Annotated in this window: 22 protein-coding genes; 17 read left to right on the plus strand and 5 right to left on the minus strand. The window is 72.3% G+C overall.

All coding sequences use genetic code 11. The features are described 5' to 3' along the window. The first annotated feature begins 29 nt into the window (after positions 1-29). The 4 genes from ACZ4NB_RS27740 to ACZ4NB_RS27755 all read left to right on the plus strand — a co-directional run bounded on the left by ACZ4NB_RS27740 (position 30) and on the right by ACZ4NB_RS27755 (position 4,601). On the plus strand, positions 30-818 hold the full coding sequence (locus tag ACZ4NB_RS27740) for a peptidoglycan-binding protein (protein ID WP_467665762.1): 789 nt from the start codon (positions 30-32) through the stop codon (positions 816-818). Next, the gene (locus tag ACZ4NB_RS27745) at positions 815-1,690 is read left to right on the plus strand and encodes a helix-turn-helix domain-containing protein (RefSeq protein ID WP_467665763.1); all 876 of its coding nucleotides are present in this window, start codon (positions 815-817) and stop codon (positions 1,688-1,690) included. The genes ACZ4NB_RS27740 and ACZ4NB_RS27745 overlap by 4 nt, the downstream gene beginning before the upstream one ends. A gap of 275 nt (positions 1,691-1,965) precedes the next feature. Further along, entirely contained in the window at positions 1,966-3,057 is a 1,092-nt protein-coding gene (locus ACZ4NB_RS27750) for a helix-turn-helix domain-containing protein (RefSeq protein WP_467665764.1), read from the plus strand. Positions 3,058-3,611: 554 nt separating this feature from the next. Next, entirely contained in the window at positions 3,612-4,601 is a 990-nt protein-coding gene (locus ACZ4NB_RS27755) for a malate dehydrogenase (protein WP_467665765.1), read from the plus strand. A gap of 122 nt (positions 4,602-4,723) precedes the next feature. Here the strand turns inward: ACZ4NB_RS27755 and ACZ4NB_RS27760 are convergent, their stop codons facing one another. Beyond that, positions 4,724-4,879 carry a hypothetical protein gene (locus tag ACZ4NB_RS27760; RefSeq protein ID WP_467665766.1) on the minus strand — a complete coding sequence of 52 codons (156 nt, stop codon included), beginning with the start codon at positions 4,877-4,879 and terminating at the stop codon, positions 4,724-4,726. A gap of 555 nt (positions 4,880-5,434) precedes the next feature. Between ACZ4NB_RS27760 and ACZ4NB_RS27765 the strand changes: the two genes are divergently transcribed. The 5 genes from ACZ4NB_RS27765 to ACZ4NB_RS27785 all read left to right on the plus strand — a co-directional run bounded on the left by ACZ4NB_RS27765 (position 5,435) and on the right by ACZ4NB_RS27785 (position 9,736). After that, positions 5,435-6,331, plus strand: a complete 897-nt coding sequence (locus ACZ4NB_RS27765) for a DUF5753 domain-containing protein (RefSeq protein WP_467665767.1) — start codon at positions 5,435-5,437, stop codon at positions 6,329-6,331. Beyond that, complete coding sequence (locus ACZ4NB_RS27770; RefSeq protein WP_467665818.1) at positions 6,288-6,431, plus strand: DUF397 domain-containing protein; 144 nt, start codon at positions 6,288-6,290, stop codon at positions 6,429-6,431. Before ACZ4NB_RS27765 ends, ACZ4NB_RS27770 begins: the two co-directional genes overlap by 44 nt. A 149-nt stretch (positions 6,432-6,580) precedes the next feature. After that, positions 6,581-8,470, plus strand: coding sequence for a hypothetical protein (locus ACZ4NB_RS27775; RefSeq protein ID WP_467665768.1), 1,890 nt, complete (start codon positions 6,581-6,583; stop codon positions 8,468-8,470). Beyond that, on the plus strand, positions 8,457-8,834 hold the full coding sequence (locus ACZ4NB_RS27780; protein WP_467665769.1) for a hypothetical protein: 378 nt from the start codon (positions 8,457-8,459) through the stop codon (positions 8,832-8,834). Before ACZ4NB_RS27775 ends, ACZ4NB_RS27780 begins: the two co-directional genes overlap by 14 nt. A 2-nt stretch (positions 8,835-8,836) precedes the next feature. Beyond that, entirely contained in the window at positions 8,837-9,736 is a 900-nt protein-coding gene (locus tag ACZ4NB_RS27785) for a hypothetical protein (RefSeq protein WP_467665770.1), read from the plus strand. 64 nt (positions 9,737-9,800) lie between these two features. Here ACZ4NB_RS27785 and ACZ4NB_RS27790 read toward each other — a convergent pair whose 3' ends face one another. Next, positions 9,801-10,010: a DUF5988 family protein gene (locus ACZ4NB_RS27790; protein ID WP_467665771.1), complete on the minus strand. Its 210-nt coding sequence runs from the start codon at positions 10,008-10,010 to the stop codon at positions 9,801-9,803. A gap of 90 nt (positions 10,011-10,100) precedes the next feature. Between ACZ4NB_RS27790 and ACZ4NB_RS27795 the strand changes: the two genes are divergently transcribed. Beyond that, positions 10,101-10,694 carry a carboxymuconolactone decarboxylase family protein gene (locus ACZ4NB_RS27795; protein WP_467665772.1) on the plus strand — a complete coding sequence of 198 codons (594 nt, stop codon included), beginning with the start codon at positions 10,101-10,103 and terminating at the stop codon, positions 10,692-10,694. A 170-nt stretch (positions 10,695-10,864) separates the two neighbouring features. After that, positions 10,865-12,136: an MFS transporter gene (locus tag ACZ4NB_RS27800; protein ID WP_467665773.1), complete on the plus strand. Its 1,272-nt coding sequence runs from the start codon at positions 10,865-10,867 to the stop codon at positions 12,134-12,136. A 156-nt stretch (positions 12,137-12,292) separates the two neighbouring features. Here the strand turns inward: ACZ4NB_RS27800 and ACZ4NB_RS27805 are convergent, their stop codons facing one another. After that, complete coding sequence (locus ACZ4NB_RS27805; protein ID WP_467665774.1) at positions 12,293-13,048, minus strand: DUF4232 domain-containing protein; 756 nt, start codon at positions 13,046-13,048, stop codon at positions 12,293-12,295. Between the two features lie 210 nt (positions 13,049-13,258). Between ACZ4NB_RS27805 and ACZ4NB_RS27810 the strand changes: the two genes are divergently transcribed. Further along, on the plus strand, positions 13,259-16,903 hold the full coding sequence (locus tag ACZ4NB_RS27810; protein ID WP_467665775.1) for an nSTAND1 domain-containing NTPase: 3,645 nt from the start codon (positions 13,259-13,261) through the stop codon (positions 16,901-16,903). Positions 16,904-16,915: 12 nt separating this feature from the next. Here the strand turns inward: ACZ4NB_RS27810 and ACZ4NB_RS27815 are convergent, their stop codons facing one another. Both ACZ4NB_RS27815 and ACZ4NB_RS27820 read right to left on the minus strand, forming a co-directional pair. Continuing rightward, positions 16,916-17,521: a Uma2 family endonuclease gene (locus ACZ4NB_RS27815; RefSeq protein ID WP_467665776.1), complete on the minus strand. Its 606-nt coding sequence runs from the start codon at positions 17,519-17,521 to the stop codon at positions 16,916-16,918. Positions 17,522-17,631: 110 nt separating this feature from the next. Next, on the minus strand, positions 17,632-18,441 hold the full coding sequence (locus ACZ4NB_RS27820) for a hypothetical protein (protein ID WP_467665777.1): 810 nt from the start codon (positions 18,439-18,441) through the stop codon (positions 17,632-17,634). A 236-nt stretch (positions 18,442-18,677) separates the two neighbouring features. On the opposite strand from ACZ4NB_RS27820, the gene ACZ4NB_RS27825 reads away from it, so the two are divergent. The 5 genes from ACZ4NB_RS27825 to ACZ4NB_RS27845 are packed head-to-tail and all read left to right on the plus strand — an operon-like array spanning position 18,678 to position 25,075. Then, complete coding sequence (locus ACZ4NB_RS27825; protein ID WP_467665778.1) at positions 18,678-20,186, plus strand: aldehyde dehydrogenase family protein; 1,509 nt, start codon at positions 18,678-18,680, stop codon at positions 20,184-20,186. Between the two features lie 59 nt (positions 20,187-20,245). After that, positions 20,246-21,787, plus strand: coding sequence for a GMC family oxidoreductase (locus ACZ4NB_RS27830; RefSeq protein WP_467665779.1), 1,542 nt, complete (start codon positions 20,246-20,248; stop codon positions 21,785-21,787). After that, positions 21,787-22,908 carry a quaternary amine ABC transporter ATP-binding protein gene (locus ACZ4NB_RS27835; protein WP_467665780.1) on the plus strand — a complete coding sequence of 374 codons (1,122 nt, stop codon included), beginning with the start codon at positions 21,787-21,789 and terminating at the stop codon, positions 22,906-22,908. The genes ACZ4NB_RS27830 and ACZ4NB_RS27835 overlap by 1 nt, the downstream gene beginning before the upstream one ends. Beyond that, a complete protein-coding gene (locus tag ACZ4NB_RS27840) occupies positions 22,908-23,078 on the plus strand; it encodes a hypothetical protein (protein WP_393497257.1) in 171 nt (56 codons plus the stop codon). The genes ACZ4NB_RS27835 and ACZ4NB_RS27840 overlap by 1 nt, the downstream gene beginning before the upstream one ends. Then, a complete protein-coding gene (locus ACZ4NB_RS27845) occupies positions 23,075-25,075 on the plus strand; it encodes an ABC transporter permease (protein WP_467665781.1) in 2,001 nt (666 codons plus the stop codon). Before ACZ4NB_RS27840 ends, ACZ4NB_RS27845 begins: the two co-directional genes overlap by 4 nt.

Raw genomic sequence — 25,075 nt, forward strand, 5'->3', positions numbered from 1 at the left:
CGGGGGATCGAACGCGTATGGGGTGGGACATGTCGCGTTGGAAGGGGCTGCCCGCATCGCTCGACCAGCGGGTGCGGCAGCTCGTCGTGCAGTTGCGGAGACTGAAGGACCACAGCGGGCTGAGCCTGGCCTCGCTCGCCGCCAAGACCGCGTACAGCAAGTCGTCGTGGGAGCGGTACCTCAACGGCAAGAAGCTGCCGCCCAGGGAGGCGGTGGAGGCGCTCGCGCGGGTCTGCGGCACCGATCCGACCCGGCTGCTGGCGCTGCACGAGGTCGCGGCGCAGGCATGGAAGGCGGCCCCGCCGCAGCCGGAGGCCCAGCTCCCGGAGGGCGAACGCCCGGAGGCCGAGCCCCCGGCGCCCGCCCGCCGCCTCCCGGGCGCCCGCGGGCTCATCGCCCTCGGCGCGCTGGCCCTGCTCCTCGTGGCCGGTGTGGCGCTGCTTCTCGTCCGGCCCTGGCAGGACGACGGCGCGACCGGGCCCGACCGGGGCGTCGAGGCGGCCGCCCGCGCCCCCGGGCCCGCACCGGCCTTCACCCACCGGGCGGGGGAGACCTACGCCTGCCACGTCCGGCGCACCGGCGACGGCCTGTACGCCGGGCGCAGCCGTACGGCCACGGCGATCCTCGGCAACGGCACCAGCGGCTGGGAGGTCGTCGAGGCGCAGTGCCTGCTGCGCCACCGGGGCTACGACCCGGGGCCGGTGGACGGCATCGTCGGCGAGAACACCATGCGCGCCGCCAAGCGCCTTCAGCAGGCGGCCGGTCTGCCGGTGGACGGGATCGTGGGCCCCGACACCTGGAAGGCGCTGCGCCGGTGAGTGGGCGGACCGGTGAGCTGCGCGCGGGGCTGGAGTGCGCCCGACTGGCGGCGGCGATGCGGGAGTTGCGGACGCGTACGGGCCTGAGCCTGGCCTCGCTCGCCGCGCGGACCGCCTACAGCAAGTCGTCGTGGGAGCGGTATCTCAACGGCAAGAAGCTGCCGCCCAGGGACGCGGTGGAGACGCTGTGCCGGCTGGCGGGCGAGCCGGCCGGGCGGCTGGTGGCGCTGTGGGAGCTGGCGGACGCCGCGTGGAGCGGGCGGGCCGCCCCCGCCCCCGCCCCGGCCGCGGCCGCCCCGGGCCCGTCCGAGGGCGGGCCGGATGCCGCCGGACCGGCCGGCGGCGCCCCGGATTCCGACCCCGGGGCGGGACGGGCGCCGCGGCTGGCGCGGTGGGCCGTGCCGGTGGCGGCCGGGGTCTGCGCCGCCGTGGCGGCCCTCGTCGCGGTGTGGGTGCTGCGGCCGGGGACGGACCCCGGCGGCGGACCGGCGGCGCCTCCCGCGTCGGTGCCCTCCTCGGTGACCGGCTGCCGGGGGGCGGCCTGCGACGGCAAGGACGCGCGGTCGATGTACTGCGGAGGCCAGGGCCTGGCGGCGACGGTCGCGGAGCGGACCGCGGCCGGGGGCCGGCATCTGGAGATCCGCTACGCCGAGTCGTGCAAGGCCGCCTGGGCGCGGCTGCGTGGCGGCCGGATCGGTGACCGTGTCGAGGTGTCGGCTCCGGGGGCGAAGCCGCGGTCGGTGCGGGTCGAGGACCGCTTCGACGCCGAGGGGTACCTCGTCACGCCGATGACGGCGGCCCGCGGCCCGCACGGCGTGCGGGTGTGCCTGCGCCCGGCGGGCGGCGCGGCCGCGGAGTGCTTCCCGCAGTAGCAGGAACAGCCCGGCCCCGATGGCTGGCCCCTTACCCCATCGTGGCCGGTTCTTATCGGGATACGTAGAGAAGTCGTAGGTGCTGCGGTGGAAATGCCACACTGCTGGGGGCTCGTGGGGCGTGCGCGGGTGTGCCGGTATGCACCTGAATGCTCCCGTGCGCTGGGAAATGGGGAACTGCCTCCTGGCCGGAAGCATCCCTACGGGTAGTCAATGAGGGCGGGCGCGCTGGGGGAGCCGCGCCGTCGCATATGTGTGGGGGATTGGGGGAGGCCATGCCTCGCTGGAAGGCGCTACCGGAGGAACTCGACCCGCAGGTAGGGGAGTTCACCGATCGGCTGCGCACACTCGTGGACCGCAGCGGGCTGAGTGTGGCCGCCGTCGCGGACCGTACGGGCTTCAGCAAGACCTCGTGGGAGCGATATCTCAACGGGCGGCTGCTGCCGCCGCAGCGCGCGGTGATCGCGCTCGCCGAGGCGACCGGTACGCATCCCGGGCATCTCACCACGATGTGGGAGCTGGCCGAACGCGCCTGGAGCCGGGCGGAGATGCGGCACGACGTCACGATGGAGGCGATACGCGTCGCCCAGGCGCGGGCCGCGCTGGACATCGCGGCCCAGCCGGCCGGGGCCGAGCAGCCGGCGAAGGCGGTGAAGGCGGTGAAGGCCGCGCGGTCGGCGAAGGGCGTGCAGGTCGCGGATCCGCCGCAGACCGCGTCCGCGCCCCGCATCCCGCCGGTGCCGCACCAAAGGAGCAGCGAGACGCCCTCGGCGTCGGACTTCCCGGAGTGGAAGCAGGCGGCGGCCGCGCCGTCCCCGGCCCCGCCGGCCGCGCCCGCGGCAGCCGCCGAGCAGCCGCCCGCCCGTCGCGGCCGGCTGCTGATGGGCGCCGTCGGCGTCGTCGGCGCGCTGCTGGTGGCCGGCGCCGCCTTCCTGCTGCTGAATCCGGGCACCGGCGGTGCCGAGAAGACGGCGGCACCGCCCGCGTCGAAGCCGACACCGAGCGCCCGGCCGGTGCTGCCCGCCGGGGTGCGCTGCGACGGGGCCGCGTGTGCGGGCAAGGACCCGGAGGCGATGGGGTGCGGCGGGAAGCGCGCCGTCAGCCCGTCGCGCGGGATGGCCGGCGGTGCGCTGGTCGAGGTCCGCTACAGCGCCGTCTGCCATGCGGCCTGGGCGCGGATCAGCGGTGCGGCGCCCGGCGACCGGGTCACCATCGGCGAGGCCGGCCGCGGCCTGACGGCGCGGGTCGAGCGCGGCGGCGCCGCGTACACCGCGATGGTCGAGGTCCCGGGCGACCCGGCGAAGGTCACGGCCTGCGGTACGACCGTGGCGGGCGCGAAGGGCTGCGTCCAGCCGACGGCCCGCTAGCCGGAGGCGGGTCGCCCCGGCGGCCAGTCGCCTCGTCGATCGGTCGCCTCGTCGGTCGGTCGTCCCGCCCGGGGGTCGGTCAATCCCGTCCGGGGTCGGTCAAAAAATCCCGTGCGGCAGTCGGCCGTCCCGCCATCGGGGCGCGCCCCTGGCCGGGAATCGCCGTCCGCGGGAGCGCGTCGGGAAGTGGGGCGCATGCCCGCCGCCATCGGGGGCATGCGACCGGTACCCCCCACGGGTGTGCACAACTCGGCGGCCGCCCGCGCCCCTCCTACCAGCGGGCGGCCGCCGCACCCGCCCCCAGGGGCGTACGGCGGAGCGCTCGGCCCGGCCCTGTGTACGGCACCGCGGGCGGGCGTACGGATGCCCCGACGCACCCGGTGAGGTGCGCCACACCGGCCCGTCGCTTGCCACCGGCGGGGGTCCGATAGCCTGGCGGCCGGTCTCTCGATACCAAGAGACCTTGAGAGGCCGAGATAAATGGGCAGGGACACCCACCGCCACCCATGGTGGTCTGGGGCTTGCCCCCAGAAAACGTCGCGCAGGAGATCGCCATGACCCGCACTCCCGTCAATGTCACCGTCACCGGCGCCGCCGGCCAGATCGGTTACGCCCTCCTCTTCCGCATCGCTTCCGGTCATCTGCTCGGCGCGGACGTGCCGGTCAAGCTGCGCCTCCTGGAGATCCCGCAGGGTCTGAAGGCCGCCGAGGGCACCGCGATGGAGCTCGACGACTGCGCCTTCCCGCTGCTTCAGGGCATCGACATCTCGGACGACCCGAACGTCGCCTTCGACGGCGCGAACGTCGCCCTGCTCGTCGGCGCCCGCCCCCGCACCAAGGGCATGGAGCGCGGCGACCTGCTGGAGGCCAACGGCGGCATCTTCAAGCCGCAGGGCAAGGCCATCAACGACCACGCCGCGGACGACATCAAGGTCCTGGTCGTCGGCAACCCCGCCAACACCAACGCGCTGATCGCGCAGGCCGCCGCGCCGGACGTACCGCGCGAGCGCTTCACCGCGATGACCCGCCTGGACCACAACCGCGCCGTCTCCCAGCTCGCGCAGAAGACCGGCACCCCGGTCTCCGAGATCCGCCGGCTGACGATCTGGGGCAACCACTCGGCCACCCAGTACCCGGACATCTTCCACGCCACGGTCGCCGGCAAGAACGCCGCCGAGACCGTCAACGACGAGAAGTGGCTGGCCGACAGCTTCATCCCGACCGTCGCCAAGCGCGGTGCGGCGATCATCGAGGCCCGCGGCGCGTCCTCCGCGGCCTCCGCCGCCAACGCCGCCATCGACCACGTCCACACCTGGGTCAACGGCACCGCCGACGGCGACTGGACCTCGATGGGCATCCCCTCGGACGGCTCCTACGGCGTCCCGGAGGGCCTGATCTCCTCGTTCCCCGTCACCACCAAGGACGGCGCGTACGAGATCGTCCAGGGCCTGGACATCAACGAGTTCTCGCGCACCCGCATCGACGCGTCCGTGAAGGAGCTCGCGGAGGAGCGCGAGGCGGTCCGCGCCCTCGGCCTGCTCTGAGCCACCGCGCTCACCCGGCTCTGAAAGAGCCGTACCGCCACGAGCCCGCACGGTCCGCCATGGCCGTGCGGGCTCGGCCGTATCCGGCCACCTATCCGGCCACCTACGGGCCGCGGCCGGTGCTACCCCGGGTGGGGATGGCGGCGGATCTCCACGTTGCAGTCGGTCGCCGCCGACCGGTCCCCGACGGCGTACGCCGCCGCCCGCTGCCGGGCCAGCGCCCCGCACACATCGCACCCGGCGATCGGCTTGGGATCGGCCCCCGTCGCCGGTTCCATCAGGTGAACTGGGCGGCACTCACGGCCCATCAGCCCCCCACCTGCATCTGGTGACGCCAGTACTCGCGCCGCCGCTGCCGCCGCTCATACGCGATCAGGTAAGGGAGTACGAGGGCATACTTCTCATCCCGCAGCGGCTCCGAGTGACGTGCGGGAGGGAGGAAAGGCGGCCGCGCCGACGTCGGCCCCGCCGCGCACCTCGCGCAGGAGGGCGGTACCTCGCCAGGCCGATGACGTCCCGCCCGGGGCAGTAACAGGCGTAGCAGCGGCTCGAAGAGCCGGATAACGTGGTGCATGTCGTCAATCTCCATCTCTCTGGGTTGAAGACCACGCCCCCGGACGTCTGCCAACGTCGCGGGGGTTCTGCGTGTTCGGGCATGCAGGAGCACGCCGTGATTGTCAGTGCGGCCTTTTACTCTGGGTGTGTTCATCGTTGCTCAGTGAGATCGCCGGTCACAACGCTGAGCGCGTGCCAGTGGTCAACTGTCACAAAGGGGGGCGAGGTCGGTGGGTCGACGCAACGGCACGGGAGGGACGGCCGGTACCACCGCGGCCGTGTTCGGCGAGGTGCTCAAACACCACCGGGAGGCGGCACTCCTGACCCAGGCCGCCCTGGCGGCCAAGATCCCGTGCGACCGCTCCCACGTGGCGCGCGTGGAGGCGGGCACTCGCGTACCACAGGAGTCCTTCGCCAGGGCCTGCGATGAACTGCTGGGCACGGGCGGGGTGTTGCTGCGGTTGTGGCGGCGGATCGACTGGTATCCGGAGGTGCAGCATCCGGACTGGTTCGAGCGCAGGGCTGAGATGGATGCGGTGGCGGTGGCCTTGCGTCAGTATCAAACGCAAGTCATGCCAGGGCTGTTGCAGTCGGAAGAGTACGCATGGGCGCTGTTCTCCGATCCCGCGAGCAGTGAAAGGACGGAGGAGCGAGTCAGGGCACGGCTCAGCAGGCAGGGTCGCTTCCTCGGCGGTGATGGCCCCTTGTATCTCGCGGTTCTTGACGAGAGTTGTCTGCGTAACGTGGTGGGCGGCGCGGCCGTCATGCGTAGCCAGTGCGCGCACCTGCTGGCCGTCGGTCGGCGCCCAAATATCCGCATCCAGGTCGCGCCGGCCAATCGGCCTGAACTCATCCGGCCCAAGACCTCAATGACGCTGATCACCCTGCCGAAGGGGGAGCAGTGGGTCTACTCGGAGTCGCTGGACCGTGGTCATTTCAACGACGATCCGGCCGCCTACGCCCGCCACAGCCAGACCTATGATGTGCTCAGGGCGGACGCTCTGTCGGCCCGGGAGTCCGCCGCTCTGATCATCGAGGCGATGGAAGGGTACGGCGACGATGGACAGGTACGAGCTCGACGCGGCGACCTGGACGAAGAGCAGCTACAGCGACCGCGACGGCGGGGACTGCATCGAAGTAGCCCCCGGTATCCCCGGCATCGTCCCCGTCCGTGACAGCAAGAACCCCGAGGGGCCCGTCCTGCTCCTCCCGGTGGCCGGGTGGGCGGCCTTCCTCGCTGCCGTCAAGGAAGGGGAGTTCCGTACGGGCCTCTGACCCGCGCGGCGACCACTTTCCGTTATCGCGCTGACACGGAGTGGTCCACTGGCCTATGCTGCGGCTTCCGTGTCGCCGCGGCGGTCACCGGCGCCTCGTCCGTCAACTCCGCCGCTGTGGCAGTCCATTGGCGTATATGGGGGAGGCCGATGACCCGGACGAGTGTGCCCGCGCAGCCCGAAGGGCCCGATGATCAACCGCGGTTAGACAAGAGGCCGCCCGAACCGCCCGAGTCCGCGACCGAGCCTCCGCCGCCGCCACTGCCCGTGACCCCGCCGGGGGCCAGTGATGCCACCCGGCTGCTGTGCGCCGGTACGTATATGGACGAGCCGTTCCGGGACGCGGTCATCGACGAGCTGTACGTCCACGAGGAGCGGTTCGCCGCACCCTCGTTGGGCATCGATGCGGCCCGGGTGCTGGCCCACGCGCTGCGCGCCCGCCGCCTGGAGCTGGGCTGGGCCGCCGCGATCCTGGGTGTGTGGATCGTGGCCATCCCGATGTCGTCGGGGCTGGCGGTGCTCTACCTCTTCCCCGTCGTCTTCATGGCGCTGTCGCGCCTGGTCCGCCGGGCGCCCGTCCCCGCGTGGCTGGCGCGCGGCCTCTCCTTCCTGCTGCGGTGGTACGGGCGGCTCCAACTGCTGTTCTTCATCGTGGCGTTGGTGGTCGCGGTCGTCGTCGGGGAGGCCCTGGGAGGCGCCTGGCGGGGACTGCCGACCAGGTTCCTGACGAACCTGCTGCCGTTCGGCTCGTCCTCCTCCGAGGCGCCGGACTTCGGCTGGTTCGGGGGCGGCGACTCCTACGGCGGCTCGTACGACGGCCTGGACACCACGTCCGCCTACACCGACGCCGGTCCCAGCGGCGGCTCCGGCATGCTCCAGGTGTGGATCGCGCTGCTGCTGCCGCTGGTGCTGGCCACGCTGGTCGCCCTGCAGCGCGGGCAGTTCGCGCGGGCGCTGGCCCGCGAGCTGTCCAAGGAGCGCTTCCCCGACGTCATGTCCGACCCGGCGGAGCGGGCCGAGGGCCTGCGCTTCCGGCGGCTGCGGGAGCGGGTGCGGATCGAGCAGCACGGGCCGCTGGTGATGTACCGGGCCGCCGATCCGTTCTGCGGCGCCGGCTGGCCGTACAAGACGTGGTCGTTGTCGGTGGAGCTGGTCCCGCGGCCGGACCGGAAGGTCGAGCCGCTGGACAACGCGGGCATCCTGGAGCGCATCGTGCCCCTGGTGGCGGCGCTGCGGGTGCCGTCCCCGCACGGGTCACCGCAGGCGGCGGCCGCCGTGCGCGACCGGCTGCGCGCGTTGGAGATCGACGAGTGCGTCTTCCTGCCGGCGGAGGGGCTGCCGACCCGGGCGGCGGCGCCGTACGCACCGGAGGCGTTCGAGGAGCACCGGGCCGCGGCCGTCGAGGAGGGCGGGGAGACCCGTCGGCACTTCCTGCGCATCCGGGTCGGCGGCTGGAACGAGGGCATCGTCACCACGATCTTCGTGCGGGTGCACACCCAGGGCGGGATGCTGATGCTGGAGGTCGCGCCGCATGTGCTGTGGCCGCTGCGGCAGCAGTTCCAGGATGCCGACCGGATCGCCCACCAGTACCGGCACCACCACCACTTCGGCAAGGCGGTGTGGGCACTGAGCCGTACGCCGCGCTCCGCGGGTTCGGCGGTGCTCACGCTGCTGCGCGGGCTGCTGTCGGCCTGGCGGCTGGCGACGGCGGGGCACGGTGCGGCGCTCCCCGAGGGCCCCGGTGCCGCCGTACGCGAGCTGGGCTCCTACGGGGAGTCCTCGCTCTTCCAGGACATGGACGTGGCCCGCTATCTGAAGACCGTTCAGCAGCGGGTGGCGGCCGGGGTCACCACGGCGCTGAGCGAGGCCGGCTATCGGACCGACGAGTTCGAGCAGCGGATCGTGCATGTCGCCGAGGGCGGCGTGTACGTCGAGTCCGCGCAGGGCGCCGTCGGTATCGGCGACCACAACACGATCACCCACCACTCCACCGAGCGGGGCTCCGCGGCGAAGGGAAGTACCAAGCGTGGCAACGGCTGACGAGCGCGGCAAGGGCGGCATCCACATCGGCAGCGTCCAGGGTGCCTTCGCCATCGGCGACCACAACACCGTCACCCACAACGAAGGCGTCGGCGGGCCCGCGGCGGACCCGGCGCAGCAGGAGCTGCTGCGTGCCGTCCGGGCCCTGCGCGACGATCTGTCCAGGGCGGTGGAGACACCGCAGGTCACGGCGCTGAGCGGGGAGCTGGCCGACACCGAGACGGAGATCGCCGACACGGGTGCGGCCGGGCCGGGGCGGCTGGCCCGGCTGCGTACGGCGCTCACGGACGCCAGCGCCGTCGTGGGGCTGCTGGCCTCCGGGGCGGCGGTCGGCCAGGCGGTCGCGGCCCTGGTGGGAGGCTGACGATGAAGGGCCGCGGCCCGGCCCGCTGGAACAGCGAGACCCAGAGCTGGGAGGACGGCACACCACCGCCCGCCCCGTATACGGGACCGATGCCGCCCCGGCCGGACTTCGCGCCGTCGGCGGGACCGGGACCGTCACCCGACGGTGCCGGCGTCCCGGGGGCCGACCCGCTGGTGGTCCCCACGCCTGCGCCGCACCCGCCCGCGCCCGCGCCGGGACCCATGAGCGGCGGGCGGCGGCGCCGTACCGCGCTGGCCGCCGGAGTGGCGGTGGCCGTGATCGCGGCGGGTGCCGGCGGCGGCTATCTGCTGTGGGGGCGCGGCGACGAGCCGGCCGCCGCCCGCCCACCGGCCCGTACCAAGGCGTCCGCATCGGAGGGCCCCGGCACCGGCACCTCGGCGCCGCCCACCGGCGACACCGGCTCCACCGGTTCCGGCGACCCCTGGGGCCCGGCGCCGCCGCACGGCTACCGCGTCGTCCACGACGACAAGGGCTTCACCACCGCGGTACCGGTCGGCTGGCTGCGCAGCGTCCGCGACACCGGCGTCTTCTACACGGCTCCGGACGCTCGGGGACTGGTGCAGATCTTCGAGATCACCGAACCGGAAACCACCCCGGAGGAGGCGCTGCGGAAGGCATCCGAGGGGTTGGCCAACAACCCCGGCTACGAGGAGATCAGCCTGGCGCCCTTCGACGGTCCGGCTCCGGGCAAGGACGCCGCCCAACTGGTCTATGCCTATGACAGCAAGAAGATCGGTGAACGGGTCAAGGTCGTCGACTGCGCCTTCACCGCCGACGACGGCCGCCAGTTCGCCGTCCTGGTCCTGGGCACGGAGGCGGACTGGCCGCAGCAGCAGAACACCCAGAAGATCGCCCTGCGGGCCTTCGCCGCCACCCCGTGAACCGCCGACCGGGGCAGCGCGCTCCGGGCTCGTCGGGCTCGTCGGGCTCGTCGGGCTCGCGGGGCTACCCGGGCAGCTCCGTACGCTCCCACCACTCGTACACGGGCAGGGCACCCTCGGCGGTGTGCTGCTGCCGGCTGGTGGCCCGGAAGTGCTCATAGCCGTTGCGGTACGGGACCTTCAGCTCGTCCCCGGGCGGATCGATCGGCACGATCCGCTCGGGCAGCTCCTCGGGCCCGCCCACCAGCACTGCCTTCGCCGCTTTGTCAGCCATGCCTGCATTCTCGCCCCGGCATGTCACATCGGCCCGCCCCCGGTACGTCAATGGAGTGAGAAGGCAGCTACGAACCAGGAGGCACCCGTCATGGCCCGCATCTCCCTCACCCCGCGGCGCACCCTCACCGTCCGGTTCGCGCAGTGGTACTCGCGGCGCGCCTACGGCAAGGTCATGGAGCCCGCGCTGGCCATGGGCCACCACCCCAGGATCCTGCGCTCCTACTTCTCCTTCGAGAACAAGGTGGCGCGCTGGAAGGCGCTGGACCCCGCCCTGAAGCACCTGGCGGAGCTGGTGTCGGCGGCGGCGATCGGCTGCTCGTGGTGCGTGGACTTCGGCTACTGGCAGGCCGACCGGCTGGGGCTGCCGCTGACGAAGATCAGCAAGGTGCCGGCCTGGCGGGACCACGAGGAGTCCTTCACGGAGCTGGAGCGGCTGGTCATGGAGTACACCGAGGCGATGACGGCGACCCCGCCGACCGTGACCGACGAGCTGACCGAGAGCCTGCGCGGGCGCCTGGGCGAGGCGGCGTTCGTGGAGCTGACCATGATGGTCGCCGTGGAGAACCTCCGCTCCCGCGTCAACAGCGCCATGGGCCTGCACAGCCAGGGCTTCTCCGACAACTGCGCCATCCCGCTGGCCCAGGGGCCGCGGCGCGATGAGGACCCGTCGGCCTCGGCCTAGGGGTCGGTGGGTCACGTGCGGGCACGGGCACGATCCGCCTCCACCATCGCGCCGGGCGCATCGCCGTGACGCACCGACGCGTCCGCGCCCCCGCCGCGCTCCCGTAACCGTCGATCACCGTGGGTAGTTGACACGGCATGCGCGATGTACGCACCGTAAGGGCGCCCTCCATGCTGCGGCTCGCAGCCGCCTCGCTCGCCGGGACGACCGTCGAGTTCTACGACTTCTTCGTCTATGGGACCGCCGCGGCGCTGGTCCTGGGACCGCTGTTCTTCCCCACGTTCTCCTCGGTCGCCGGGACGCTGGCCGCCTTCGCCACCTTCGGCGTGGGCTTCGTCGCCCGGCCGCTCGGCTCGGTGCTGTTCGGGCACATCGGGGACCGGCACGGCAGACGCCCGGTTCTGCTCGCGTCGTTGCTCCTCACCGGCGCCTCGACGGTCGCGGTCGGCTGCGTGCCGACGTACGACACGATCGGGGTGACCGCTCCCGTCCTGCTGCTCGTCCTGCGGTTTCTGCAGGGGCTCGGGCTCGGCGGGGAGTGGGGCGGGGCCGTGCTGCTGACCGCGGAGCACGCGCCCGCCGAACGGCGCGCGCTGTGGACGAGCGTCCCGCAGGTCGGGCCGTCCTTGGGGTTCGTGCTCGCCAACGGCGTGATGCTGGCGCTGTCGGCGACGCTGTCCGAGGCGCAGTTCGCGTCCTGGGGGTGGCGCGTGCCCTTCTGGGCGGCCGGGCTGATGGCCGTGGCGGGGCTGTGGCTGCGGTCGTCGCTCGCCGAGAGTCCGCGGTTCCGCGAAATCGAGGACCATGCGCGCGTGCCGATCGCCCATGTCGTGCGCGACCACTGGCGGCTCGTCCTGCTGACCGCCGGCGCGCTCGCGGTGGGCTACGCGGTCTTCTACGCCGTGACGACCTGGTCTCTCGCCTACGGGACGGAACGACTGGGCGTGAGCCGCACCGTCATGCTGACCTGCATCATGGCCGCGGTGGTGGTGAAGGGCTCCCTGACACCGCTGGCGGCGCTGCTGGGCGACCGCTTCGGCCGGCGGTCCTTGTGCCTGGCGGGATGCGCGGCCTCCGCCCTGTGGATGTTCCCGATGGTCGCGCTGCTCGCCACGGGGGCGCCGCTGCTGATGTTCCTCGGCTTCCTGGGGGCGCTGCTGGCGTTCATCACGATGTTCGCCGTGATCGCCGCGTATCTGCCGGAGCTGTACGAGCCGCGCGTGCGCTGCACGGGGGCCGCGGTCGGCTACAACCTCGGCGGGGTCGTCGGCGGGGCGCTGACACCGATCGTGGCGACGGCGCTCGCCGAGCGGGGCGGCGCGGTGCCCTGGGGCGTGGCCGCGTATCTGACGGGGATCGCTCTGCTCAGTCTGGGCTGCTTCGCGCTGCTGCCGGAGACGCGCCCGGTGCGGGTGATGGCGACGGAGCCCGCGGCGGGGTGACCGATCGGGCGTGTTCCGTGGCGGGACATGCCGGAGGGCGCGGGCCGTGAAGCGGAGAGTCCGCTGCCCCGGATGTGACACATCCGGGGCAGCGGACTTTCTCGGCTCGACTCCGGTTCGACTCCGGGGCGGTGCCGAGGCGGTCGGTCGAGGCGGTCAGCCGATGGGGTTGACGAAGGTGGCCGGGTGGGTGGCGCCGCGCTGGTCGACGAGCGTGCCCCAGGGCCAGGCGATGGTGATCGACTTGGTCTCGTTGGGCGGGGTGATGTCCGCGTAGGCGGGCTGGTAGAAGCCCTTGTCCTCCTTGGTCAGGGCGACGTTGATGGTGAAGTCGGTGCTGTCGCCGGGCGCGAGGGTGATCGAGCCGTGCTTGGCCGAGGAGCGGGCCAGCGACCAGCGCTCGCCGCCGTTCTCGGACTTGAGGTCCACGCCCGCGAACCCACCGATCTTGCAGGCGCGGCTGCCCTTGTTGGTCAGCACGACGCTGGTGGTCGTCGACCCGCCCGCGTCCGGGTCCGGCGCCGCATCGCCGCCCGTGGCGAACGACGCCTTCAGCCCGGAGGTGTGGCACCGCTCGACACCCGAGCCCGCCTTGCCACCGCCGGCGGCCTGCCCACCGCCCGACTGCTTGCCCGCAGCACCCGGCTTGGCACCGGCCTTGGCGTCCGCCTTCGCGTCGGCCTCGGCACCGGAGTCCGCCTTGGTGTCGGAACCCTGCGCCCCGGCGGAGGAACCCGCGCCGCCGGGCTCGGCGGGGGCCGAGCCCGTGTCCGTCTGGGCCGCGGGCTTCGTGCCGGCGGTGTCCGAGCCGGAGCAGGCGGTCAGGGAGAGCGCGGCGGCCGCGGTCAGGGCCGCGGCGGCAACGCGCAGGGTGCGGCGACGGGCGGTACGGGCAGTGGTGTTGGCGCGCATTTCAGGTCCCCCAGGGCGGTCGGTGTCGCTGTCTTCTCGGTACGACACTCACTCTGGTCGAGCCCGCTAGCGCCGTGCTGCCGCTCCGCTAACACCCGGCTAACACGGCCGTGAGCAGGGGAAAAACGCCAAGACCCCGCTGTTTGCGGGCCCGGTGAGCCGATCCTTAGGGTGGCGAGGCCAGAGGGGCAAGAGGGGGGAGTGTGTGGCGTGGGGCGGCCGGAGAAGGCCATCGATCCGCAAGACGGCCCGGTGCAGCGTCTGGCGTGCGAGCTGCGCAAGCTCCGTGACGAGGCCGGGGCACCGGGGTATCGGGCGATGGCGCGGCGGGCCGGGTTCTCCGCATCCGTACTGTCGAAGGCGGCGGCGGGCGAGCGCCTGCCGAGCCTGCCGGTGCTCCTGGCCTACGTGCGCGCCTGCGGGGGCGACGAGGCGGAGTGGCGGCACCGCTGGGAGCAGGTGGACGAGGAGATCGCGGCGCAGCCGCGCGTGGACGAGGAGGACGGCGAGTCGCCGTATCGGGGGCTGGCGCGGTTCGAGCCCGGGGATGCGGAACTGTTCTTCGGCCGCGAGGAGATGTCGGAGCGGCTGGAGGAGATGGCCCGTCGGCATCGCCTCAGTGCCGTGGTGGGTGCGTCGGGCAGCGGCAAGTCCTCCCTGCTGCGCGCCGGCCTCATACCCCGGCTGCGCCGCCCCGGCCAGGAAGCGACCGGGATGCCCGCCGCGGTGCGGGTACTGACCCCTGGCGCGCATCCGATGGGCCACGCCGAACGGCTCAAGCCGGCCGAGGGACCGGGAGACACCTGGCTGCTGGTGGACCAGTTCGAGGAGTTGTTCACCCTCTGCACCGACCCCGGCGAACGTGAAGCCTTTCTGGACTGCCTGCTGGCCGCCAGGGAGGGCGACAGTCGGTTGCGGGTCATCCTCGCCGTACGGGCCGACTTCTTCGGCCGGTGCGCCGAACACCACGCCCTGACGGCAGCGCTCAACGAGGCCACCCTCCTGGTCGGCCCCCTGGATGCGGACGGGCTGCGGGCGGCCGTCGTCCGGCCCGCCGGGACCTGCGGGCTGAAGGTGGAACGCGAGCTGACCACCCGGATCCTCGAAGAGGTGGCGGACGAGCCCGGCGCGCTGCCGCTGATGTCGCACGCCCTGATGGAGACCTGGCGCCGGCGCCGGGGACGGACGCTGACGATGCAGGTGTACGAGGCGGCCGGCGGCCTGCACGGCGCCATCGCGCGTACCGCCGAGGACGCCTACCACCGGCTCACCCCGGCCCAGGCCGTCCTGGCCCGCCGCATCCTGCTGCGCCTGATAGCCCCCGGCGACGGCACCCAGGACTCCCACCGCCCCACGCCGCGAGGCGAGTTCGCCACCACCGGCAGTGCCGACCGGACCGACGTCGAGGCCGTCCTCGACCGCCTCGCCCGCAGCCGCCTGCTCACCCTCGACGACGGACACGTCCACCTCGCCCACGAGGCACTGATCAACGCCTGGCCGCGGCTGCTCGGCTGGATCAACGACGAACGCGACCGCCTCCGCCTCCACCGCCAACTCACCCGCGACGCCACCGCCTGGCAGGACCTGGACCGCGACCCCGGGGCCCTCTACCGCGGCACCCGACTGGCACGCGCCAAGGAGTCGTTCGCCGCTGCGGAACACAGTGAACTCAACGCACTGGAACGGGACTTCCTCATCGCGGCGGTCCGGATCGAGCGGCTGCACCACAGGCGCCGCCGTCGGATGACAGCGGCTCTCGCCGTCCTCGTCGTCCTCTCCCTCTGCGCGGCGGTCACCGCCTATCGGAAAGCCGACGAGGCAGAGGACCAGCGTCTGCTCGCGGTATCCCGGCAGCGGGCCGCACAGGCCAATGAACTCCTGCGGGACGATCCCCAAGCGGCCGCGATAGTCGCGCTGGACGGCTATCGGCAGGCACACACCGTGGAGGCCCGGGGCAGTCTGCTGAGCGCCTCCGCCGCCTACCACGCCCATCAGCTCACCGGCCACACCGATGCCGTGAACGCGATGGCGTACTCGCCCGACGGGCGCATGCTGGCCACGGCCGGCAAAGACCACACGGTGAAGCTGTGGGACGCGGCCTCGCGGCGGCTGCTGGACACCTTGACCGGGCAGCCCGCCAGCATCAACGCGATCGCCTTCAGCCCCGACGGCCGGACACTCGCCAGTGCTGGTGACGACCGCACCGTGCGCCTATGGGATCTGACGGCCCGCCGCACCACCGCAATCCTCATGGGGCATTCGGAGGCGGTATGGACGCTGGCGTTCTCACCTGACGGCCGCACGCTGGCGACGGGGAGCGCGGACCGCACCGCCCGCTTGTGGGACGTCTCCTCCCGGCGCGTCACCACCGTCTTCAAGGGGCGTACCGGCCAGGTGGCGGAGGTGGCCTTCGCCATGGACGGCCATACCCTCGTCACCGCCGACGCCGACCACACGGTGAAGCTGTGGAGCACCACCGAGCGCCGTCTGCTCGCCACTCTGCCGCTGACGCGCGACATCGAGTGGTCCTATGCGATCGCCGTCAGCCCCGACGGCCGGACCCTGGCGACCGCCGGCGACGACCACACGTTGCGGCTGTGGGACATCGCCGCACGCCGCGTCATCGCACAATTCGCCGGTCAGGCGGGCAACGAGAACCTGATGGCCTACTCTCCGGACGGCGGCACTCTGGCCACCGCCGGAGCGGACGGCTCGGTGCGCCTGCAGGACCTCTCCTCCCGCCGCGCCACCACCCAAGTCATCAAGCACGCGGACGCCCCCGGCGCGTTGGTGTTCTCCCCGGACGGCCGCACACTCGCCACTTCCGGCAGCCGGCACGGCACGGTGCATCTGTGGGACACGGCATCCCACCGGATGGCGGCCACACTGGCCGGCTCCCGGGACGACATCACTGCCGCGGCGTTCTCACCGGACGGCCGCACCCTCGCCGTCGACGACGGCTCCGTCACTCTCTGGAAGGCCCAGCGCCCTCGGCGACCGGTCACGCTCGCTGCCCCGGTCAAGTCCGCACAGCGGCTGGCCTTCACTCCCGACGGGCATGTGCTGGCCGCCGTATACCAGGACGATTCGGTGAGGCTGTGGGACGTGCGCACAGGTCGTCCGGTGGCCACACTCAAAGGCCACACCAACAGGATCACAGCCCTGGCCATGTCCCCCAGTGGCCGAACCCTGGCCGCCGTTGCCGACGACGGCACCCTACGCCTGTGGGACGTGACCGCACACCGCACCACGGTGACCCGAAGCGGACTCGGAGGGTGGGCGTCCTCAGCCGTCTTCTCCCCCGACGGCCGCACCCTGGCCCTCGCCGGCAACGGTTACCGCAACGACGGCTCGGTACGTCTGTGGGACGTGGCGACGCGCCGCGTCCGGGCCACCTTGCCCGCCCGGGAGGAAGGCGTTCTCACCGCCTCGTTCTCCCCTGACGGCAGGACTCTCGTCACCGCAGGGATGGACCGCAAGGTGCACCTATGGGACGTGGCGTCGCAGCGGACCGTCGCCACCTTGACCGGCCACACCAACTCCGTCCTCGCCAGCGCCTTCAGCCCCGACGGCCACACCCTCGCCACCACCGGCTACGACAAGACCGTGCGGCTATGGGACCTCACATCCCACCGGACAACAGCCGTACTCACCGGCCACACCGGCCCCGTGTCCACGGTGGCCTTCAGCCCCGACGGCCGCACCCTGGTGACAGGCAGCTACGACGGATCCGCACGCCTCTGGGACACCGACCCCGATGCGGCCGCGGCCCACCTGTGCGCAGCGGCCCGAACCAATCGCTGGACCCAGCTGAGCCACGGTCTGCCGGCGGGCACCGGCATGGCGTCCTGTTGAGGCGGACAGGCCCTAGTCGCGGGGGAACTCCTCGGTGGAGAGGGTGAGGTCGACGACGGTGTCGGTGAGGTCGATCGGTCGGCCGTACGCAAGCCTGGCCTCGGCCTTGTAGTCGCCGCCCTGCGGGTGCGTGAAGACGTGGCAGCGGCCTGCGTAGGGGTCGGCGATCACATAGACCGGGATGCCGGCCTCGGCGTACACCGCCTTCTTCGGGCCGTAGTCGTTCGCTGCCGTGCCCTGGGAGATGACTTCGGCGACGAGGTCGATGTCCTGGTAGTGCCAGCGGCCCTTCCCGTCTTTCGAGGCACCCGTGGTGATGGCCACCACGTCGCAGCAGAAGCCGTTCTCCTTGCCGGGGAAATCGATGCGTACGTCGGACAGCACACGCTTGCGCGGATAGCGCGCGCGTAACTGCTCGACGATGTCCAGGATGGTTTCCCAGTGCGTGGCCCGCTGCGGCGTCATGAAGATGGCCCCCTCGACGATCTCGACCCTGAACTCGGGGAAGGCCCCCAGCCGCTCGAACAGCTCGTCCAAGCGCTGCTCGTTCTCGTCAGGCTCCGCCATCTCATTCCCGTCGCTCGCGATCGCTTCGGTCCGCTCAAGGCTGATGGTCATCGTGCCGCTCCTCCCCGCTGCCGCGCCATACGGGCAGCCGTGCGGTTCAATGAAACGTATGTATGAACGGTCACGGGAGGTAGTGGCATATGCCGGAGTGAGTCATCGGGTCATGCGTCGGTGTTGTTCGTGCCCTGGAGCATGTCCTCGAACACCCCGATGTCGACGGTGTCGCCCGGGGCGGGGGTCTTGGTGGGGACCGGGCGGTCGTAGTTGCTCAGCAGGATCGTGCCCGTCTCGTGGTCGATCTCGGTGGTGAGCTTGAGGGGGTAGGGCTTGCCCTTGACGGCGACGTAGAGGGTCTGGACGGCGCCGTCGAACTTCCTGATGACCGGCAGGACGCGGGTGCCCTCGTGGACGGTCGGGCGGCCCTTGGTGAGGGTGGGGGTGACCGAGGGCGACGGGGTGTTCGTGGGCGGCTGGTCGGTGCCGGCGGCGGACTTCTGGAAGGCGGTGAGGTCGCAGGCGGCGGACAGGCTCTGCAGGAAGCCGTCGTGGGTGGTGCCGTGCAGGAAGGTGTCCTTGTACTTCGCGGCCGCCTCGGTCCCCTCGGCGCCGGGGAACTGGTTCTTCCAGAAGGCCGCGTCCGGCTTCATCCAGACTTCGTTGCCGCGCTTGACGAGCTCGACCCGGCCCAGCGCGCCCTTGCTGATGGCGCCGGCGCAGTTGCCGGCCCGGTCCAGGGTGATGTCGAGCCTGGTGGGGCCGGCGGTGGTCAGGGTGCGCAGCCGCAGTGATTTCGCGGCGATCAGCTGGTCGAGCGCGTCGTCGGAGATCTGCTGGGCGGTCTTGCCGGCGAGGTCGCCCTCGCCGTCGGGGCCGGGGGTCGCCGCCGCGGCTCCGGCGCCCACGGCCCCGGCGAGCAGGGCCGCGCCGCAGCCCAGGGCGGTGGCGGTGACGGTACGGCGTCTGCAGGTCATCTCGGCACCTCCGGTCCGGAGGGGGAGTACGAGGGGACGTGTCGCAGGGGCATCCGCAGGGACATACAGCTATTCAGGGTAGGTTCCTGGACATTTAGTCGCACGTTGAGTGAGTCGGCTCACTTTCCATGAATGTTTGGGCATAGGTGGGCCGCTTCCGGGGAGGGCTCCTTGTTGCTGGTGACGCCAGTGGTTGCACCAGTGGGAACAGATCAGTAACCGGAAGGCAGAACGACGTGTCGTCAATCGAGACCATTCACGTAGACGGGGTGTGGCGTGCCGCCGCATCCGACGCCACGCGGGAGGTCCTCGACCCCGCCGACGCGACGACGCTCCAGCTCGTGTCCGAGGGCGGCGCCGACGACGCCGACGCGGCGGTCGCGGCCGCCCGCCGTGCCTTCGCGGGCGGCGCCGGTGCCTGGCCGCGCACGGCCGTCGCCGAGCGCTCCGCGCTGCTGCGCAGGGTCGCCGACCTGCTGCAGCGCGACCGCGAGGAGATCGCCCTCATCGAGAGCCGGGACACCGGCAAGACGCTGGAGGAGGGCCGGGTCGACGTCGACGACGTCACCAACGCCTTCCGGTACTTCGCCGACGTGGTGATGAACGAGAGCGGCGGACGGGTCGTCGACGCCGGGTCGGCGGATGTGCACAGCGTCGTCGTGCACGAGCCGGTCGGCGTCTGTGCGCTGATCACCCCATGGAACTACCCGCTGCTCCAGGCGAGTTGGAAGATCGCGCCGGCCCTCGCGGCCGGCAACACTTTTGTGATCAAGCCCAGCGAGGTCACTCCGCTCTCGACCGTGCACCTGATCAAGCTGCTGGTCGAGGCCGGGCTGCCGGCCGGTGTCGCCAACATCGTCACCGGCGCGGGAGTGCCGGTCGGCCAGCGGCTGGCCGAGCACCCGGACGTGGATCTGTTCTCCTTCACCGGCGGCCTCGCCAGCGGTACGAAGGCGGGCGCGGCGGCGGTCTCCGGCGCCAAGAAGATCGCGCTGGAGCTGGGCGGCAAGAACCCCAACGTGGTCTTCGCCGACGCCTGCGCCACCGAGGAGGGCTTCGACACCGCCGTCGACCAGGCGCTGAACGCCGCGTTCATCCACAGCGGCCAGGTCTGCTCGGCCGGCGCCCGGCTGATCATCGAGGAGTCGGTGCGCGACCGCTTCGTCGCCGAGCTCGCCCGCCGCGCCGAGCGGATCAAGCTCGGCCGGGGCACCGAGGACGGCGTGGAGTGCGGTCCGCTGGTCTCCCAGCAGCAGCTGGAGAAGGTGGAGGGCTATGTCGCCTCCGCGCTGGCCGAGGGTGCGCAGCTGCGGTGCGGCGGCTCCCGGCCCAAGCCCTCGGACGTGCGCCCGGCCACCGGCTACTTCTACGCGCCGACCGTGCTGGACGGCTGCCACCGCGAGATGAAGGTGGTCCGCGAGGAGACCTTCGGCCCGATCCTGACGGTGGAGACCTTCGCCACCGAGGACGAGGCCGTCGCGCTCGCCAACGACACCGAGTACGGCCTCGCGGGCGCCGTCTTCTCCGCCGACACCGCCCGCGCCCGCCGGGTCGCCGCCCGGCTGCGGCACGGCACGGTGTGGATCAACGACTACCACCCCTACCTCCCGCAGGCGGAGTGGGGCGGCTTCGGCAAGTCCGGAATCGGCCGGGAACTGGGCCCCACGGGTCTGGACGAGTACCGCGAGAGCAAGCACATTTACGAGAACCTGCGGCCGGCGCCGGTGCGGTGGTTCGCGGGCTGACCCCCCGGCCCGAGCACGCACCCCCGCACCACGCACCGCGCAGTAAAGGAGTACCCCTCATGCCCGTGTACGACTATGTCGTCGTCGGAGGCGGCACCGCCGGCTCCGTCATCGCCTCCCGCCTCACCGAGGACCCCGCCGTCTCCGTCGCCGTCATCGAGGGCGGTCCCTCCGACATCGGCCGTGAGGACGTGCTGACGCTGCGCAAGTGGCTCGGCCTGCTCGGCGGCGAGCTGGACTACGAGTACACGACCACCGAGCAGCCGCGCGGCAACTCGCACATCCTGCACAGCCGCGCCAAGGTCCTCGGCGGCTGCTCCTCCCACAACACCCTGATCTCCTTCAAGCCGCTGCCGTCCGACTGGGACGAGTGGGAGGAGGCGGGCGCCAAGGGCTGGAACGCCAAGGCGATGGACCCGTACTTCGGCAAGCTGCGCAACAACATCGTGCGGGTGGCGAAGAAGGACCAGAACCAGATCGCGACCGACTGGATCGAGGCCACCAAGACGGCGCTCGGCGTCCCGGAGGTCGTCGGCTTCAACGACCAGCCCTTCGACGAGGGCGTCGGCTTCTTCGACCTCTCCTACCACCCGGAGAACAACAAGCGGTCCTCGGCGTCCGTCGCCTACCTCCACCCGCACATGGAGGCCGGCGACCGCCCGAACCTCACGCTGATGCTGGAGACCTGGGCGCACAAGCTGGAGCTGGACGGGACGACCGCCAAGGGCGTCCACGTCCGCACCAAGGACGGCGAGGAGGTCTACGTCGAGGCCGCCCGCGAGGTGCTGGTGTGCGCCGGCGCCGTCGACACCCCGCGGCTGCTGATGCACTCCGGCATCGGCCCGAGGAAGGACCTTGAGGCGCTGGGCCTGGACTGCGTGCTCGACCTGCCGGGCGTCGGTGAGAACCTCATCGACCACCCGGAGTCGGTGATCGTCTGGGAGACGAACGGACCGATCCCGGGCAACTCCGCGATGGACTCCGACGCGGGCCTGTTCGTCAAGCGGGACCCGGAGCACAAGGGCCCCGACCTGATGTTCCACTTCTACCAGATCCCCTTCACCGACAACCCCGAGCGGCTGGGCTACGAGCGCCCCGAGCACGGGGTGTCGATGACGCCGAACATCCCCAAGTCCCGCTCCCGCGGCCGCCTCTACCTCACCTCCGCCGACCCCGAGGCCAAGCCGGCCCTGGACTTCAGGTACTTCGAGGACGAGGACGACTACGACGGGCAGACCCTCGTCGACGGCATCAAGCTGGCGCGCAAGGTCGCGCAGGCCGAGCCGTTCGCCAAGTGGCTCAAGCGCGAGGTCTTCCCCGGTCCGGACGTGACGGACGACGCGGAGATCAGCGAGCTGGTGCGCAAGGCCGCGCACACCGTCTACCACCCGGCCGGCACCTGCAAGATGGGTGCCGCCGATGACCGACTCGCCGTCGTCGACCCGCAGTTGAAGATCCGCGGGCTGGACGGCATCCGAATCGCCGATGCCTCGGTCTTCCCGACGATGCCGGCCGTCAACCCCATGCTGGGCGTGCTGATGGTGGGGGAGAAGTGCGCCGAACTGCTCCGTGAAGCCCCGACCAAGGGAGGTGATGCGTGATGGCTAGCACCTCCGCCGGCGCATCCGAGATACCCAACGCCCGCAAAGCCACCGAGACCGAGCCGGACGCCCGTGAGGTCGTCTTCTCCGTCCGCAACCTCTGGAAGGTCTTCGGCCCCAAGGCCGACAAGATCCCCGGCGACTCCGCCGTCGCCGGCCTGAGCGCCCAGGAGCTGCGCGAGCAGACCGGCTGCACCGCCGCCGTCCGCGATGTCTCCTTCGACGTCCACAAGGGCGAGGTCTTCGTCGTGATGGGCCTGTCCGGCTCCGGCAAGTCCACCCTCGTGCGGTGCCTGACCCGGCTGATCGAGCCGACCAGCGGCAACCTCGAAATGGACGGCGAGGACGTGCGCGCCATGGACCGCGGCGCGCTGCGCGAACTGCGCCGCCGCCGCGCCGCCATGGTCTTCCAGCACTTCGGTCTGCTGCCGCACCGCTCCGTCGTCGACAACGTCGCCTACGGCCTGGAGATCCAGGGCGTCGGCAAGGCGGAGCGCCGCGTCAAGGCCGGCGAGATGGTCGACAAGGTCGGTCTGGCCGGGCTGGAGAAGCGCCGTCCGGGCCAGCTCTCCGGTGGCCAGCAGCAGCGCGTCGGCCTGGCCCGGGCGCTCGCCGTCGACCCCGAGGTGCTGCTGTTCGACGAGCCGTTCAGCGCGCTCGACCCGCTGATCCGCCGCGACATGCAGGAGGAGGTCGTCCGCCTGCACCGCGAGGAGGGCCGGACGATGGTCTTCATCACCCACGACCTCGCCGAGGCGCTGCGGGTCGGCGACCGGATCGCCCTGATGCGCGACGGCGAGATCGTCCAGCTCGGCACCCCCGAGGAGATCGTCGGCTCCCCGGCCGACGACTACGTCCGCGACTTCGTCCGCGACGTCCCGCGCGAGCAGGTGCTGACCGTCCGCCGCGCGATGCGTCCGGTCGAGGACGGCGAGAGCGACCAGGGCCCGGCGCTCGGCCCCGACACCCTGATCTCCGACGCCATCGAGGCGGTCGCCCGCTCCGGCGGCGCGGCCCGCGTCGTCGACGACGGCCGCTGCCTGGGCATCGTCGACCACGCCTGCCTGCTCAACGTGGTCGCCCGGATCGACCACCCGCAGCACGGCGAGGTGGCTGCCTGATGTACGCCGCGACCCCCCACGGCGGCGCCCTGCGCGCCGTCGGCTCCAGAGCTCCCGCGGCGTCCCCGCGGTCCCGGATGCGCGCCGCGCTGCTGCGCCAGTGGCGGGAGGCGCAGCGCGCCGCCGCCATGAACGTGCCGGTGGGCACCGTCAAGCGGGGGCGCGCATGAGCAGCGCAGCCCCCACCCCGGTTTCCCCGCGCGGCACCCTCGGCGTCGACACCCCCAAGGGCGCGGCCCAGCTCCTGCTGCACCGCCGCGGCACGGTCAAGCTGCTGCTGCTCGCCCTCGCCGCCGCCGTCCTCGTCCCGCTGCTGGCCGCCAAGTACGGCGCGGCCTGGCCGTCGTCGCTGACCGTCGATGTCTCCGGCCCGCTCGGCAGGACCAGCGACTGGATCATCGACAACCGCGACAGCCACCCGCTGTTCGTCTACTTCCTCGGCCACCTCTCCAACGCCGTGGTCATCTCCGTACGCGCCGTCTACCTGCTGCTGCTCGCGCTGGGCTGGACCGGTGTGACGGCCGGCGTCACGCTGGTCGCCTGGCGGGTGGCCGGTGTCCGCATCGCCGCCGTCGCGCTGCTGTCCTTCCTGGTCAGCGGCCTGATGGGGATGTGGGTCCCGACCATGCAGACGCTGGCGCTGATGGTCGTGGCGGTCGCCGTCTCGGTCGTCGTCGGCGCCCTGCTGGGCCTGGCCGCGGGCCTGTCCGACCGGCTGTTCAAGATCCTGCGCCCGGTCCTGGACACCATGCAGGTCCTGCCGGCCTTCGCCTACCTGCTGCCCGTCGTGCTGGTCTTCGGCATCGGCGTACCGGCCGCGCTGCTGGCCACCGTCGTCTACGCGGCGCCGCCGATGGCCCGCCTGACCGCGCTCGGGCTGCGCGGTGCGGACCCCGGCGTGCTGGAGGCGGTCTCCTCGCTCGGCGCCACCGGACGGCAGCGGCTGCTGACCGCCCGTCTGCCGCTGGCCCGCAAGGAACTCCTCCTCGGCGTCAACCAGACGATCATGATGGCGCTGTCCATGGTCGTGATCGCCTCGATGATCGGCGCCGCCGGTCTCGGCGACCGCGTCTACCAGGCCCTCGCCTCGGTCGATGTGGGCGCCGCGCTCGCCGCCGCGATCCCGATCGTCCTGCTGGCCATCGTCATGGACCGCACCACCGCCGCGGCCGGCGAACGCATCGGCGCGGCCGCCGGCGCCGCCGGCCCGCAGTGGCTGCGCGGCTGGCGGGCCTGGGCCGGGGTGGCCGCGGTCACCGCCGCGCTCGCCGTCCTCGGCCGGCTGTCCGGCTCGCTGGTCTGGCCCGACGCCTGGTCGGTGAACATCGCCGCCCCCGTCAACGACTTCAAGGAGTGGATGGTCGACCACCTCTACTCCGGAGTCCCCGTCGTCGGCGGCACCGCCGACTGGGCCGCGCACTTCACCAACTGGGTGCTCAACCCGCTGCGGGACGGCCTGACGGCGCTGCCCTGGTACGGCACGCTGCTCATCGTCGCCGCGCTGGCCTGGCTCATCGGCACCTGGCGCACCGCCCTGACCGCCGTCCTGGCGATGGCCGCCATCGGCGTGCTGGGCGTGTGGAAGCCGTCCATGAACACCCTCTCCCAGGTCCTCGCCGCCCTGGTGGTGACCCTGGTGCTGGGCTTCGGCATCGGCGTCCTGACGGCGGGCAGCAAGCGCTTCGAGGCGATTTTGCGCCCGGTCCTCGACGTCATGCAGACCATGCCGCAGTTCGTGTACCTGATCCCGGTCGTCGCGCTGTTCGCCGTGGGCCGCGCCCCGGCCGCCGCGGCGGCGGTCGTCTACGCGCTGCCGGCCGTCATCCGCATCACCACCCAGGGCCTGCGCCAGGTGGACCCCGCGGCCGTGGAGTCCGCCCGCTCGCTGGGCGCCACCCGCTGGCAGATGCTGCGCCAGGTCCAGCTTCCGCTGGCCCGGCCGGCGCTGCTGCTGGCCGTCAACCAGGGCGTGGTGCTCGTCCTCGCCGTCGTCATCATCGGCGGCCTGGTCGGCGGCGGTGCCCTCGGGTACGACGTCGTCACCGGTCTGGCCACCGGAGACCTGGCCCTCGGCCTGGTCGCGGGTGTGGCGATCGTGTGCCTGGGCCTGATGCTCGACCGGGTCACCCAGCCCACGGAACGCCGTACGACGGGGAAGGGAGCCTGA

Source organism: Streptomyces sp. NPDC026575 (assembly GCF_055567415.1).